At 43.6% G+C, this 670-nt stretch carries 1 protein-coding gene; it reads left to right on the forward strand.

Going from position 1 to position 670, the window contains the following annotated elements; translation table 11 throughout:
• Nucleotides 1-95 precede the first annotated feature (95 nt).
• A partial coding sequence (locus AB4407_RS19270) for a helix-turn-helix domain-containing protein (protein WP_372121674.1) occupies nucleotides 96-670 on the forward strand: 575 nt, incomplete at its 3' end.

Below are 670 nucleotides of genomic sequence, written 5' to 3' on the forward strand. Positions count from 1 at the left end.
GGTTCATCGCGGATTAGCGGGAATTGAAAACAAAAACGGTAGTAAGTGATATGGTTTAGTCGCCAAACAAAAATCATACACAAACTACCGTTTTCATGCAGAATCATACTTTCCTATCTTCATTCTGGGAAGGCTTTCAAATAGTAAAGTCTCACCAGACAGCATCACTTATTACCCTGACACTTAAACCTAACTCTGAGGCTAAGTGCCTTTGTGGTCTTGAAGCCGAAGCTATCCATGAGTATCAATGGCGTCATGTGAAAGAGGCCATGTTGCTCGGGGTTCCTGTTGAACTTTCTGTTCAAACACGAAGGGTTAAGTGTCGTGACTGCGGCATTAAAACAGAGTCACTATCTTGGTTAGAGCCTTATGCTCGTATAACGAAGCGCCTAAAAAGCTATATAGAAAAACTTTTACCCCTTCTTCCCATTAAGCATATTTCTCAGCTAACTAGCGTTCATTGGCACACCATTAAAGAGATAGATAAACGCCGACTTAGACAAGTGGTACCGCCAGTAAAATGGGAGGGGCTAAGACAACTCGTCATGGATGAGTTCGCCATCTTTAAAGGACATCGGTATGCCACTGTCATCACTGACGCTAAGACTCACCAAGTCATTTGGATAGGGTTAGGCCGTAGCCGCAAAGACATACGACCGTTCTTCGAGCA

This window comes from Vibrio sp. 10N.261.46.E11 (genome assembly GCF_041472735.1).
Classification (GTDB): Bacteria; Pseudomonadota; Gammaproteobacteria; order Enterobacterales; family Vibrionaceae; genus Vibrio.